The organism is Stenotrophomonas sp. GW821-FHT01H02A (assembly GCF_059422145.1).
In genome coordinates, this window is the sequence record NZ_JBWKWI010000009.1 from 54,633 (window position 1) to 66,971 (window position 12,339).

The window sequence follows — 12,339 nt, forward strand, 5'->3', positions numbered from 1 at the left end:
GCACTTGGCGGGTCCGGGGCAATTGGCCGGAGGTCATGCGCTGCTCAGATCCGCAACGCGTCCGGTGACGGCGGGCACTCCCCTTTGGCCCGGCACTCTTCCAGCGCGCAGCGTTCCGCGGCTTCGATATCGTCCAGCGCCGCCAGATCGATCGCCTCCTTGCCGTCGGTCACCACGTACAGCATCGGGTAATCCCAGTGATCGCCGGAGCGCTTGGCATTGAGGAACATGCGGCCATGGCCCTGTGGGCCGGAGACCGCGATCACGAACTGGCTCTGGCCATTGGAGTGCATCGAGCCGGCCGGCAGGTAGCCATCACGCAGCGGCTCACCCAGCGCCTCCACCAGTTCGATGTTGCAGCGCGCGCGGCGCATGGCCTCCTGGTAGGGCGTGCTGGATTTGCTCCAGTACGCCCACTGGGACAGCGCGAACCACACCGCCCCGGTTGCGGCGCCGATGCCAAACACGACCGCCAATGGCATGGCCCAGCGCCAGTGGCGGCGCCACCAGCCGGTGGGCACGGTCGTACCAGGAAGCGCGGGCGGCAATGTCATCGGCAAACTCCTTGTCAGGCCGGTGGCAGGAACGGGTAATCAGGGCGCCAGGCAGCGCCCCAGGAAATCTTCGGCCAGGCGGTAGCGATGCAGCGCGTTGCTGCCCGACAGGCCGTGCTTGGCACCCGGATAGGTCATCAGTTCGAACGGCTGGCCGCGCTTCTGCAGGGCGCTCATCAGCACCGTGGAGTTGGTGAACAGCACGTTGTCGTCGGCCATGCCGTGGATCAGCAGCAGGCGTGAGCGCAGGCCGTCGATGTGCGCCAGCACGCGCGCTTCTTCGTAGCCCTTCGGGTTGTTGCCCGGCAGGTTCATGTAGCGCTCGGTGTAGTGGGTGTCGTACAGGCCCCAATCGGTCACCGGCGCACCGGCCACGCCACAGGCGTAGCTGTCCGATGCCTTGGCCAGCAGCATCAAGGTCATGTAACCGCCGTTGGACCAGCCCTGCACGCCGATGCGCGCCGGGGCGACCCAGGCCTGCTGCTTCAGCCAGGCCACGCCGCGCAGCTGGTCGGCCACTTCCACCGTGCCCTGCACGCCATACAGCGCGCCGCCGAAATCACGGCCGCGACGCGGGGTGCCGCGGTTGTCCAGCGAAAACACCACGTAGCCCTGCTGGGCCAGGTACTGGTTGAACAGGTGGTCGCCACGGCCGGGCCAGCTGTTGGTGACCGTCTGCGAGGCCGGGCCGCCGTAGACGTACACCACCACCGGGTAGCGCTTGGCCGGATCGAAGCCGGTCGGCTTGATCAGGCTGTAGTGCAGTTCGGTCTTGCCGTCGGCGGCGGTCAGGCTGCCGAACTCGACCGGGCGCTGCGCATCGAGATAGCGCGCGTACGGATGCGCCGGGTCTTCAAGATTGTTCTCGACCAGGGTCGCGATCTTCTCGCCGTTGGCACGGTGCAGCGCGATCTGCGGCGGCGTGGTGGTGTTGGACCAGCTGTCCACGTAGACGCTGGCGTTGCGCGCGAAGCTGGCGGTGTGCATGCCCGGTGCCTGGGACAGGCGCTGCGGCGTGCCCCCCTGCAGCGACACGGCATACAGCTGGCTTTCGCGCGGGTTGTCCATCCCGGCACGGAAATAGACCTTGCCGGCGGTTTCATCCACGGCCAGCAGTTCGTCCACCGGCCAGTTGCCGGCGGTCAGCGCGGTGACGGTCTTGCCGTCATCGGAAATGCGGTACAGATGCTCGAAACCGGTGCGCTCGGACGACCACACGAAGCCGCCCTGCTTGAGGAAGCGCAGGCTGTTGTGCAGCGGCACCCAGGTCGGCGACGTTTCGGTCACCAGGGTGCGCTGCTGGCCGCTGGCCAGTTCGGTCTGGATCAGTTCGAGCGTCTTCTGGTCGCGCGACTGGCGCTGGAAGGTCAGGTGCCTGGGGTCGCGCCAATCGACGCGGGCCAGATAGATGTCGGGGTTGCGGCCGAGGTCGATCCAGCTGGGCTTGGCGTTCTGGCGCGGCGCGATCACCGCCAGTCTGACGGTGACGTTGTGGTCGCCGGCGGCCGGGTAGCGCTGCTCGATCATCTCGGTGCGGTCGGCATACATCTCATAGCGCTTCTGCACCGGCACCGGCGATTCATCGATGCGGGCGAACGCGATGGCCGAGTCGTCCGGCGCCCACCAGTAACCGGTGTGGCGGTCCATTTCCTCATCGGCCACGAACTCGGCCACGCCGTTGCCGATGGTGTCGCTGCCATCGCGGGTGAGCTGGATCTGCTGGCCACTGGCCAGGTCGATCACCCACAGGTTGCGGGCGCGCACGAAGCTGACGAAGCCGCCCTTCGGCGAGAGCTTGGCATCGGTGGCGAAGCCTTCACCGTGGGTGAGCTGGCGCACCGCGGCCTTGCCCTGCTTGCTCAGGTCGTACAGGTACAACTCGCCGCCGAGCGGGAACAGCAGCGTGCGCGCATCCGGCGACCACTGGTAATCGACGATGCCGGTCATCGCGGCGATGCGCTGGCGCTCGCGGCGCGCCTTCTCGGCATCGCTCAGGGTTTCTTCGCCCGGCAGCACTACCTTCGAATCGACCAGCAGATGGGTCTGGCCACTGGCGATGTCGTACGCCCACAGGTCCAGCTGGTTGCGGTCCGCATCCTTGCCACGCAGGAAACTGACCTGCGAGCCATCCGGGGCGACCTTGGGCTTCATCAGGGTCGGGCCGGACAACGGCAGCGGACCGGTGATGGCATCCAGGGTCAGTTTTTCAGCGTGGGCGATCGAGGTCGAGGCGAGCATCAGGGCGAGCGAAGCAAACAGGTGGCGCATGAAGGATTCCGGCAGCGTCTGGGCAGTCCCCGGCCGCGGGTGCGGCACGGGGAACGCTTCATCCTAACCAAATCCGTCTCGATCGTGCCGGCGGCGGGCGAACGTCCGGCCGCGCCAACCGCTGCGGGGATCCGGCCAGCGACCGGCACTACCGGGCAGGCGGCCCCCGTTTCAGCGCTGGCCGAACAGGTGTTTGCGCTCCTCTTCGCTGAGCGGCTTGCCGGCCTGCGGATTGACCTGTTCGCGCAGCGCGTAGGCGCGCTGGGTGGCCGGACGGGCCGCGATCGCGTCATGCCAGCGCTTGAGGTTCGGGAAGGCGCTGAAATCCACCGGGAGCTTGTCGTAGGCCCCGATCCAGGGGTAGCTGGCCATGTCGGCGATGCTGTACGCCTCGCCGCCGAGGTAGGCGGTCTGCGCCAGGCGTTTGTCCATCACCCCGTGCAGGCGGCGAACTTCGTTGTTGTAGCGCTCGATCGCATAGGGAATCTTTTCGGGCGCGTAGACATTGAAATGCCCCATCTGGCCGCTCATCGGGCCCAGGCCGGCCATCTGCCAGAACAGCCATTCCAGCACCGCCACCCGGCCGCGGCTGTCGGCCGGCAGGAAGCGACCGCTCTTCTCGGTCAGATACAGCAGGATCGCGCCGGACTCGAACACGCTCTGCGGGGCGCCGCCATCGGTGGGCTGGTGGTCGACCAGGGCCGGCATCTTGTTGTTGGGCGAGATCGCGAGGAACTCGGGCTTGAACTGGTCCCCGGCGCCGATGTTCACCGGCTGGATCCGGTACGGCAGGCCGGTCTCCTCCAGCATCAGCGTGACTTTGTGGCCATTCGGGGTGGGCCAGTAGTACAGGTCGATCATGGCGACAGCTCGCGGATTGGGAATCCCGAGTCTAGTCCGTCACTCGGCTTGGCAGGGTCAAGCCGGACCGTTACGCTGCGCCGTCCCCGCAACGCAGCATTCCAGCATGAGCTCGACCCAGACTCCCATCAGCCCCCTGTCCTCCCTGATCTTCGCCTCGCGCTGGCTGCAGCTGCCGCTGTACCTGGGCCTGATCCTGGCGCAATGCGTCTATGTGTTCCTGTTCGGCAAGGAGTTGTGGCACCTGCTGCACAAGGCCAACGCCATGGGCGAACAGGAGATCATGCTGCTGGTGCTGGGCCTGATCGACGTGGTGATGATCTCCAACCTGCTGGTGATGGTGATCGTGGGCGGCTACGAGACCTTCGTGTCGCGCCTGCGCCTGGAGAACCATCCCGACCAGCCGGAGTGGCTGAGCCACGTCAACGCGAGCGTGCTGAAGGTGAAACTGGCGTTGTCGATCATCGGCATTTCCTCGATCCACCTGCTCAAGACCTTCATCGCCGCCGGCACCCTGGACGGCCTGCCGTCGTGCGCCAGCCCGGACTACATCCTGGCGGTGCAGACGGCCATCAGCAGCATCGGTCCCAGCGCAGCGGCAGCCTTCAAGTGCGCTCCGCTGACCTCCACCGGTGTGATGTGGCAGACCATCATCCACTGCGCCTTCATCCTCTCGGCGATCGGCATCGCCTACACCGACAAGCTGATGAACGGCACGCCGAGCAAGGCCCTGTCGCACTGAGGCTTGCCCGGCAGCAGCGGCATCGGTGAGGATGCCCCCTGCCCTGAGCGCCTGGCCCCCGGGCCGGGCGGGTGATGCTAGATTGCACATCTGCGGGTCCGCCATGGCCGTCGGGAAACGTCCATGGCCTTCGGTCGGCCTGACCGCATCAGGTCCTACGTATCGTCGTCTTCAAAGGGGAGTTGGATGTCGCACGTCAAGACTCATGGCCCGGCGCGGCTGTTCGCGCCGATGATCCTGCTGGTGGCCCTGTCCGCCTGCTCGGGCAAGGACGAAACCGCACCCGCCGCGCCTGCGGCACCGGCGGCCCCCACTGCCGCACCGGCCGCACCGGCGGTGTCGGCCAAGGTCCAGTCGATGGGCACCGAGGAACTGCGCGAGCTGGCCAGCAAGGCACTGCGCGAGAACCGGATGTACGCCCCGGCCGGCGACAACGCCATCGAGTACTACCTGGCGCTGCGCGACAAGACCCCGGATGACGCCTCGGTCAAAAGTGCGCTGACGGATCTGCTCCCCTACACCCTGATCGCCGCAGAGCAGAACCTGGGCCGCGAGGATTTTGCCGAAACCCAGCGGCTGGTCGCCCTGATCGAAAAGGTCGACCCGACCGCGCCGGCATTGCCGCGCCTGAAGCAGGGCATCAGCGGCAGTATGCAGACCGCGCTCAAGCGCACCCAGGAAGAGACCGACAAGGTCAAGAAAGACGCCGAAACGCGCGCCAAGCAGCTGGTCGAACAGCAGCGCCTGGCCCAGCAGCAGACGGCCGAAGCCGAGGCCGCCCGACAGATCGCCGCCCAGCAGGAAGCCGCGCGCCGCGACACCGACCGCCAGGATGCCGAGCGCCAGGCCACCGCGCGCCGCGAGGCCGAGCAGCGCCAGCAGCAGGCCGCCGCCCAGCAGGCCGCGGCCACCCGCCAGGCAGCCGTTGCACCGAGCCTGCGCCCGGTCAGCACCCCGGCGCCGCGCTACCCGGCCGATGCCCTGCGCTCGGGCACCTCGGGCGAGGTGCTGGTCGAACTGACGGTCGGCACCGACGGTTCGGTAACCGCGGCCCGCGTGCTGCGCGCCACCCCGGCCCGCGTGTTCGACCGCGAAGCGCTCAATGCGGTCAAGCGCTGGAAGTTCGAACCGGTCGGCGCCCCGGTCACCACGCGCCGCACGCTTGCCTTCGCACCGGAAGGCGGTTGATCGCGACGTAAGGTGGAATATTGAAAGGCCCGGAGCGATCCGGGCCTTTTTCTTTAACGGGGACGTTAACGGGGACGGGGGTAGTTAATAACAGGGACGGAGGTAGTTAAGCGCGTTTGTCTGACAACTGGGCGCGCCGCAGGCCTAGCGCTTTTCCCGCCCTGGCTCTGCAAGGTGATCAATCGCCATCAACGTTGCCGTCCATGCCCCGTTCCGCTCGCCTGGTTCTCCCCGGCATCCCGCTTCATGTCATGCAACGTGGCGTCAATCGCGCTGCGTTGTTCATCGATGATGAAGACCGGCGTCACTACCTGCGGCTGTTGCGCAATGCCTGCCGCAAGCAGGGGATCGCCCTCCACGCGTTCGTATTGATGGGCAATCACGTCCATCTTCTGATGACACCCTCGGCAGCGGAGGGGCTGGCCCCCGCCATGCGGCAGTGCGGGCAGAACTATGTGCAGTACTTCAACAAACGGTATGGGCGCAGCGGAACACTGCTGGAAGGCCGTTTCAAGTCGTGTCTGGTGGATTCCGACAGCTATCTGTTGATGGTCCATCGTTACATAGAGCTCAATCCGGTACGGGCCGCGATGGTGGCCTTCGCCGAGGACTATCGATGGTCCAGTGCTCGGGTGTATCTGGGGCTTGAGCACAACCCCATGCTGACGCCACACCCCTGCTACACCATACTCGGCCCTACGCCGAAAGCCCGTGCGGACGCCTACGGCCAATGGCTTCGGGCCAGCATCCAACCACAGGAAAGAGCGCGGATCGTGGCCTACGTCGCGCAGGAGCGCGCGCTGGGTAGCCAGCGCTTCCAGGACATGGTGCAGCAGGCATTGCACAGGTCCGTGGCCTACAGGCCTGCGGGACGGCCGATCAAGGTCAGCGGCGCCTAGCAGGCTGTCCGTCGGCGTCCCGGAACCAACGGACGACATCCCGGTTAACCACCTCGGTTAACCACCTCCGTCCCTGTTATTAACTACCTCCGTCCCCGTTATTGAAAAGGGCTCCTTGCGGAGCCCCTGGTGCATCAACCGGAGATCGCCAACCGCTCCTGGTGGTAGCGACGCACTGCCGCGTACCAGAACAGCGCGGCAAGGCCGAAGCCAGCGCCAAGGTAGACCGCCCACATCTGCGGGCTGATCGTTTCGTGGCGGATGATCTTGAGCAGCATTTGGTTCTGTGCCAGGAACGGCACGGCGAACTGCCACAGCTCGCTTTTGATCGGATACACCATCAGCGCATAGCCCGGCAGCATCGGCAGCAGCATCAGCCAGGTCATATGGCTCTGGGCCTCCTTCATGCTCTTGGCCGCGGCCGACAGGAAGGTCAGCAGCGAGGTACCGATGAACAGCATCGGCACCATGATCAGCAGCATCTGCACCATCGACACGAAGCCCATGTTGAGCTGCCGGCCTACGCCGCCGGAGGACAGCTGCGCACTGATCTTGAAAGCCAGCAGCGTCAGCAGCAGCGATGCCATGCCGACCGCACAGGCGGCGGCGATCTTGCCGCTGACGATCGCACTGCGCGCTGCCGGCGTGGCCAACAGCGGTTCCAGCGACTGCCGCTCACGCTCACCGGCGGTAGTGTCCATCACCAGGTAGGCACCGCCCAGGAACGAAGTGATGGTGAGCAGGATCGGCAACAGCACCGACAGCATCATGCCGCGCTTGGCTTCGGCGGTCGCCAGATCCTGCGCCGCGACATCCAGCGGTCGGGCCACCTGCGCATCGATGCCACGGGCAAGCAACCGGAGTGCACCCACCTGCTGGCTGTAGCCCCCCAGTGCGGCTTCCAGCCGGCTGCTGGGAATATCAGCGGCACGCCGGGTGCTGTCCTTGATGATCTCCACCAGCGCCGGTCGGCCCTCGGCCCAGTCCGTCCCAAATGACGGGCTGATCCGCAGCGCGACATCGATGCGCTGGCTGCGGATCGCCTCGGTGAGGTCCGCCGGTGCCTTCGTCGCATTCAGACCCTGCGCGGCCAGGAAACGCACCAGGTTGGGCGCATGCTCACCGCCGATCATCGGGATGTCCAGCGGCTGCTCGATCTGCGTCTTGACCCGGCTTTCGGCCAGCTTGCTCATGCCGAGAATCAGCACGGGATACAGCAGCGGCCCCAGCAGCAGGGTCAGCGCGAGCGTACGGCGGTCCCGCGAGAGATCGCGCAGCTCTTTGCACATCACGATCCACAACGTTGCGAACGAACTCATGCGTGCAATCCTTCTTCGGTACCGATCGCCTTCACGAAGGCATCTTCCAGGTTGCTTTCCCCGGTCTGTGCGCGCAGCTCGTCGGCGCTGCCGGCAGCCATCACCGTGCCCTGCGCGATGATCACCACGTGGTCACACAGCGCGGCCACCTCCTGCATGATGTGGCTGGAGAAGATCACGCAGCGGCCCTCGTCGCGCAGCCCGCGCAGGAAGCCACGCAGCGCGCGCGTAGTCATCACGTCCAGCCCGTTGGTGGGCTCATCCAGGATCACGTTGCGCGGGTCATGCACCAGCGCGCGGGCGATCGCGGTCTTGGTGCGCTGGCCCTGCGAGAAGCCTTCGGTCTGGCGGTCGAGGATGTCCTCCATCTCCAGCGCCGCGGACAGCACCTTGGTGCGCTCGCGGATCCGCGCTGCACTCAGGCCGTGCAGCTGCCCGAAGTAGGCGATGTTCTCGCGCGCGGTCAGGCGCTTGTAGACACCACGTGCATCGGGCAGCACCGCCAACTGGCGGCGCACCGCGATCGGGTCCACCGACGCATCGATGCCATCCACCAGTACGCGGCCCTGATCAGGCTTCATCAGCGTGTACAGCATGCGCATGGTGGTGGTCTTGCCGGCGCCGTTGGGGCCGAGCAGGCCGGTGATGCGGCCGTTCTCGGCCTGGAAGCCGACGTTCTGGACGGCATGGATCAGGCCGGTCTTGGTCTTGAATGCTTTGTGCAGATTCTCGGCGACGATCATGCGCGCACCTCCCCGGTGCGGTACGAGGAACGGTTCATGGCGCCCATCCGTTGAATGAGGTGAATGCCGGCACCGGGCTGAGGCTGTCCAGGCAGGTGGCGTCGAGCGACTTCGCATCCGCAGTGTCGATGAACTGACCGAGGATGCGCGGCATGCAGCCAGCGTTGATCGTGCCGTGGCCCTGGCCCTTGGCGAGCAGGTGACGTCCATTCGGCAGCTGCTTGAGCACCTGCTCGGCATAACGCGGCGGCGTGACCGGGTCGAACTGGCCCGACAGCAGCAGCACCGGCAGCGACGAGGCGAACGGCTTGGTGAAATCCTTCGGGCGCGAACCGGCGTTCCAGGCCGGGCACGCCGCGAAGAACATGCGCGCCACTTCCGGGCCCAGCACGCGGTCGCCCTGCGCGCCTTCCTGATAGCGGTCGGCGTCCTCCGCGCACAGCACCGACCACTGCATGCCACGGTTCATCTGTACGCCCAGCGTGCGGCTGGCCATCTTGCTCAACGACATCAGCGGCGCATAGCGCCCCTGCGCAGCTTCATCGAGCATCACCGGCAGCAGCGAGGACAGCTCCGGCATGTAGGAGAACATGAAGGCCAGTCCGGTCACCGAATCGGCGGTCACTACATCGCGCTCGGCCTGGCCGGTGCCTGGGTTGCGATAGTCGACCTCGACCGGCGCCTTCGCCAGCGTCGCCATGACGTTGCGCAGCTGGGTGCGGGTATCGACCGGGAAGCGCTTGGCGCAGATCGGATCCTGGCGGCACTGTGCCGACTGCAGGGTGATCGCATCTTCGAAGGTGTTGGCGAAGTCGCCACCGACCACCAGGTCGTTCGGCACCACGCCATCGATCACGACCGTGCGGGTGTGTTGCGGATAGTGCGCGGCATACTGCTGCGCCACGCGCGTGCCGTAGGAGCCACCGATCACGTTGACCCTGTCCACGCCCAACGCCTTGCGCACCGTATCCAGATCGCCGATGGCTTCGGTGGTGGTGTAGAAGCGGGTATCGGCGCGGCCGGTCAGCGACTGTGCGCACCGGCGGGCATAGTCCTCGATCAAGCTCGCGCTCGGCGCGGCGTTCTCGTCCAGCGGCAGTTCCTTGCCCTGTGCATCCAGGCAGGTGAGCGGGTTGGACTTGCCGGTGCCACGCTGGTCGATCAGGAAGATGTCGCGCTGCTTGCGCACGTCGCGCAGCGCCAGGTTGACCGGTGCGGCGACCTCGGTGGCGGCCTGGCCCGGGCCACCGGCGAGGAAGACGACCGGGTCGGCCTTGCCGGCGCCATCATTGCCGGCCTCCAGCCAGGCGATGTGCAACCCGATCCTGCGGCCACCGGGTTCGGCCGGGTTTTCCGGCACCTGCAGGGTGGCGCACTGCGCCTCCACATTCGCACTGGCCTGTGCGCTGGTCAGGGTGCAGGGCTGGAACGCGAGCGTGCCGTAGAGGCGTTGGGCGGCTGCAGCGCCCGATGCGTCGTCCGGCACTGGCGTACAGCCGGCACACAGAGCAGCGACCAGCGCGACGGCCAGCCTCAGGTGATGTGTAGACATCTTCCGTACTTCCCCTTGTTGAAGGTCATGCCACCACGACGCGTGGGCGTGGCCGATGTGACCCAACTTACACGGCTGGCAGGGTGGCGGGGAAGGCGGCCCAGGCGCCGCACCCCTCACGGGACGGTCAAGGCGACCGCGCTGATGGTGCGGTCGCGGCCTTCGGCCTTGGCCCGGTAGAGCGCCGCATCGGCCTCGCCCAGCAGGCGCGCCATGTCGCCTGTGCCCTGATCGATGGCCAGGCCGATGCTGGCCGTCACCGGTACCGGCAGGCCATCGAGCCGCGCCGGCGACTCGCGCAGCGCCTGGCGCAGGCGATCGGCGCACTGTCGTGCCTGGGCCTGGTCCGCGCCCGGCAGCAGCAGGACGAATTCCTCGCCGCCATAGCGGCCCAGCAGGTGCTCACGGTCGGCGACGCATCCGGCCAGCACGTCCGCCACGTGGCGCAGCACGGCGTCGCCGGCCAGGTGGCCCCAGCGGTCATTGATCTGCTTGAAGTGATCCACATCCAGCAGCAGCAGCGCCAACGGCCGGGCCGGGCGGCGATTGAGCTGCAGCAGGCCGGCACCGTCGGCCAGCACCGCCCCCCGGTTGAGCAGGCCGGTGAGCACGTCGGTCCGCGCCAGCCGCTGCAGATCCACCAGCATGCGCTCCACCAGCAGCAGCACCAGCGCGAAGCACCGGGCCAGCTCCAGGATCAACCCGACCAGGTAGGTCGCAAACACCGGTGCGCCGGCGCGCAGGATGTCATCGCCTGCATCGGCGGCGACCGGCAGGAACAGGCGGACCAGATACAGCAGGGTCTGCGCGGCGAACACCGCGGCGGCCAGCCGGCAACTCGTGCGCTGCGCCGGCGGTGCATGGCGCAGCAGCAGCCACGTCATCCAGCCGTTGAGCAGCACCGCGAATACGCTGAACACGTGCAGCCGGATGACCAGACTGGGATGGACGACCAGGAAGAAGGCGATCGCCCCGAGATAGGTGGCCATCCACGCCACGGGCTGCCACGCCGGCAGCCGACGTCCAAGGTGGCGCGCCACGCCATACAGCATCAGCACGCCGGACAACGCGACCGCCACGTTGCCGGCGAGGATGCCGGACACCTGCGGCAGATAGGGCCGCAGCGCGATCAGGGTCAGGCTGACCGACAGCATCCACAGGCTGGCCGTCCACAGCCGCAGCGCGGGCTGCCTGCGCAGCACCAGCAGCAACAGCGAGAAGCCCATGGCGATGCCCAGGCACAGCAGGAAGCCGAGCACGGCGATGGTGGGGAAATCCAGGGGCATCGTGTCAGCCAGGCGGAAGCGGCGCGCGGCGCATCTTACCGCCCGCCACGGCGCAACGCCGCCGGCCCGGGAGCGGACAGCGGCGCCTGGCTGCCCCCGCACCGCCCACTGGCGCGCAGGGGAACAGGGTTACTTGCTGCTGACGTACTTCTCGCGCCGCACCTGCGGGGTAGCCAGGCCAGCGTCCTTCAACGCCTCGAAGGTCGCATCGACCATGTCCGGGTTGCCGCACAGATAGGCGATGTCGGTGGCCGGGTCCGGGGCGAACTCGGCCAGATGCTGCTGCACGTAGCCGTGGCGCACATCCGGATGCGGGTGCTCCGGCAGCTCGCGGGACAGGCAGGGGACATAGCGGAAGCCCGGGTGGGCCTCGGCGAAGGCCCGGAAGTCGTCGCTGTAGAGCAGTTCGGCGGGCGTGCGGGCGCCCTGCAGCAGGACGACCTCCACGCCGCGCTCGGCCATGGCGGTGGCCAGCAGCAGCAGCATCGAGCGATACGGGGTGACTCCGGTCCCGGTGGCGATCAGCAGGTAACGGGCATTGTGATCGCCCGCCTGCAGGCAGAACCGGCCGAACGGGCCACTGGCACTGACGTGGCCGCCGATGTCCAGGCCCTCGAACAGGGCCGTGGCGGCGCCGCCGGGGACGAAGCTGACCGCGATATCGACCGCATCGCCCGCGCCGAGGGCGTGATCATGAATGGTCGCCAGCGAATAGCTGCGCTTGGTGGCAGTGCCGTCGGCGTACTCGAAATGGACCTGGATGAACTGACCGGGCTGGAAATCCAGCGGCTGGCCGTCATCACGCAGGAACTGGTAATGGCCGACGGTCGGGGCCAGCATGCGCCGGTCGACCAGTTTGAGGGGGAATTGAGCAGGCACGACTTTTCGGGACAGTGTGTAGCCGGGGCAAGCCCTCGGGGTCTTCTA

General features: G+C 67.1%; 11 protein-coding genes. 3 read left to right on the forward strand and 8 right to left on the reverse strand.

Features of this window, described 5'->3' with window-relative positions; genetic code table 11:
* Positions 1-44: 44 nt before the first annotated feature.
* From AC07WC_RS14240 to AC07WC_RS14250, 3 genes are all read right to left on the reverse strand, one after another.
* On the reverse strand, positions 45-554 hold the full coding sequence (locus AC07WC_RS14240; RefSeq protein ID WP_495210573.1) for a cytochrome c oxidase assembly factor Coa1 family protein: 510 nt from the start codon (positions 552-554) through the stop codon (positions 45-47).
* A gap of 39 nt (positions 555-593) precedes the next feature.
* Positions 594-2,822, reverse strand: a complete 2,229-nt coding sequence (locus tag AC07WC_RS14245) for a S9 family peptidase (RefSeq protein WP_495210574.1) — start codon at positions 2,820-2,822, stop codon at positions 594-596.
* 171 nt (positions 2,823-2,993) lie between these two features.
* A complete protein-coding gene (locus AC07WC_RS14250) occupies positions 2,994-3,683 on the reverse strand; it encodes a glutathione S-transferase N-terminal domain-containing protein (RefSeq protein ID WP_495210575.1) in 690 nt (229 codons plus the stop codon).
* Between the two features lie 106 nt (positions 3,684-3,789).
* Between AC07WC_RS14250 and AC07WC_RS14255 the strand changes: the two genes are divergently transcribed.
* From AC07WC_RS14255 to AC07WC_RS14265, 3 genes are all read left to right on the forward strand, one after another.
* Positions 3,790-4,425: a TIGR00645 family protein gene (locus AC07WC_RS14255; RefSeq protein ID WP_495210576.1), complete on the forward strand. Its 636-nt coding sequence runs from the start codon at positions 3,790-3,792 to the stop codon at positions 4,423-4,425.
* Positions 4,426-4,611: 186 nt separating this feature from the next.
* Entirely contained in the window at positions 4,612-5,613 is a 1,002-nt protein-coding gene (locus tag AC07WC_RS14260; protein ID WP_495210577.1) for an energy transducer TonB, read from the forward strand.
* Between the two features lie 203 nt (positions 5,614-5,816).
* Positions 5,817-6,512 (forward strand): transposase, encoded by a 696-nt coding sequence (locus AC07WC_RS14265; protein ID WP_495210578.1) that lies wholly within the window; start codon positions 5,817-5,819, stop codon positions 6,510-6,512.
* 134 nt (positions 6,513-6,646) lie between these two features.
* On the opposite strand, the gene AC07WC_RS14270 is transcribed toward AC07WC_RS14265, so the two are convergent.
* The 5 genes from AC07WC_RS14270 to AC07WC_RS14290 form a co-directional block, all read right to left on the reverse strand.
* Positions 6,647-7,831 (reverse strand): ABC transporter permease, encoded by a 1,185-nt coding sequence (locus AC07WC_RS14270; protein ID WP_495210579.1) that lies wholly within the window; start codon positions 7,829-7,831, stop codon positions 6,647-6,649.
* Complete coding sequence (locus tag AC07WC_RS14275) at positions 7,828-8,574, reverse strand: ABC transporter ATP-binding protein (protein ID WP_495210580.1); 747 nt, start codon at positions 8,572-8,574, stop codon at positions 7,828-7,830. The genes AC07WC_RS14270 and AC07WC_RS14275 overlap by 4 nt, the downstream gene beginning before the upstream one ends.
* Positions 8,575-8,608: 34 nt before the next feature.
* Positions 8,609-10,126 carry an alpha/beta hydrolase gene (locus AC07WC_RS14280; protein WP_495210581.1) on the reverse strand — a complete coding sequence of 506 codons (1,518 nt, stop codon included), beginning with the start codon at positions 10,124-10,126 and terminating at the stop codon, positions 8,609-8,611.
* Positions 10,127-10,242: 116 nt separating this feature from the next.
* Positions 10,243-11,412, reverse strand: coding sequence for a GGDEF domain-containing protein (locus AC07WC_RS14285; RefSeq protein ID WP_495210582.1), 1,170 nt, complete (start codon positions 11,410-11,412; stop codon positions 10,243-10,245).
* Between the two features lie 129 nt (positions 11,413-11,541).
* Positions 11,542-12,291, reverse strand: coding sequence for a ferredoxin--NADP reductase (locus tag AC07WC_RS14290; protein WP_495210583.1), 750 nt, complete (start codon positions 12,289-12,291; stop codon positions 11,542-11,544).
* Positions 12,292-12,339: the final 48 nt, after the last annotated feature.

What these genes read in the sequence shown, in the direction of transcription:
- AC07WC_RS14240 (WP_495210573.1), bottom strand. Translation starts at nt 554, where the DNA reads ATGACATTGCCGCCCGCGCTTCCTGGTACGACCGTGCCCACCGGCTGG.
- AC07WC_RS14245 (WP_495210574.1), bottom strand. Translation starts at nt 2,822, where the DNA reads ATGCGCCACCTGTTTGCTTCGCTCGCCCTGATGCTCGCCTCGACCTCG.
- AC07WC_RS14250 (WP_495210575.1), bottom strand. Translation starts at nt 3,683, where the DNA reads ATGATCGACCTGTACTACTGGCCCACCCCGAATGGCCACAAAGTCACG.
- AC07WC_RS14255 (WP_495210576.1), top strand. Translation starts at nt 3,790, where the DNA reads ATGAGCTCGACCCAGACTCCCATCAGCCCCCTGTCCTCCCTGATCTTC.
- AC07WC_RS14260 (WP_495210577.1), top strand. Translation starts at nt 4,612, where the DNA reads ATGTCGCACGTCAAGACTCATGGCCCGGCGCGGCTGTTCGCGCCGATG.
- AC07WC_RS14265 (WP_495210578.1), top strand. Translation starts at nt 5,817, where the DNA reads ATGCCCCGTTCCGCTCGCCTGGTTCTCCCCGGCATCCCGCTTCATGTC.
- AC07WC_RS14270 (WP_495210579.1), bottom strand. Translation starts at nt 7,831, where the DNA reads ATGAGTTCGTTCGCAACGTTGTGGATCGTGATGTGCAAAGAGCTGCGC.
- AC07WC_RS14275 (WP_495210580.1), bottom strand. Translation starts at nt 8,574, where the DNA reads ATGATCGTCGCCGAGAATCTGCACAAAGCATTCAAGACCAAGACCGGC.
- AC07WC_RS14280 (WP_495210581.1), bottom strand. Translation starts at nt 10,126, where the DNA reads ATGTCTACACATCACCTGAGGCTGGCCGTCGCGCTGGTCGCTGCTCTG.
- AC07WC_RS14285 (WP_495210582.1), bottom strand. Translation starts at nt 11,412, where the DNA reads ATGCCCCTGGATTTCCCCACCATCGCCGTGCTCGGCTTCCTGCTGTGC.